1 protein-coding gene and 1 pseudogene are annotated in these 511 nt (G+C 42.5%); one reads left to right on the forward strand and one right to left on the reverse strand.

Annotation, left to right across the window (positions count from 1 at the left end; translation table 11 throughout):
• Positions 1-128, reverse strand: a pseudogene (locus ACTHUM_RS18735) (aminotransferase class IV); the annotation flags it as partial.
• A 22-nt stretch (positions 129-150) separates the two neighbouring features.
• Between ACTHUM_RS18735 and ACTHUM_RS18740 the strand changes: the two are divergent.
• Positions 151-324, forward strand: a complete 174-nt coding sequence (locus ACTHUM_RS18740) for a DNA topoisomerase (RefSeq protein ID WP_079454256.1) — start codon at positions 151-153, stop codon at positions 322-324.
• Positions 325-511: the final 187 nt, after the last annotated feature.

The raw sequence follows: 511 nt of genomic DNA on the forward strand, positions 1-511 counted from the left end.
CGTTCGAGCATGTCGCGGGTGATGTGCGTTTCGATGATGGTGTCCGCGCCCAAGTAGGTTTGCAGCTGCTGCAACACGGCTTGGCGCATGATGCCGTTGAGGATATCCAAATCCAGAGACGGGGTGAGACAGGTGTTTTTGTGCATGTTCATGTTTCAGTATTCTCCTGGAAATACTGTAAACAACGCTACTAGTTTCTACAGCATCGAGTTGATAACGTTCGCCCACACCGGCAAGGTTTTCTGCGCCAAGGACGAGTTTGAGTTTCTCAAAGTCGATTTGGTCTTCGCAAAAGACTTCGGGAAAGATTTGTTTGAGTTTTAATATATTGTTTTGTTTGAAATTATTTTCTAAATCGTGCATAATTTTTCGGTTCGGTTGCCATAATTGCGTCTTCCATCAATGATCACTTACAAAGTGTCCATTTTATCGGGATATGTTGAAAGTTAAAAGAAAAGAAGGCCGTCTGAAAAACTTTTAATATTCGTTTTTCAGACGGCCTTCTTTTCAC

This window comes from Neisseria sp. P0021.S006, assembly GCF_051956895.1.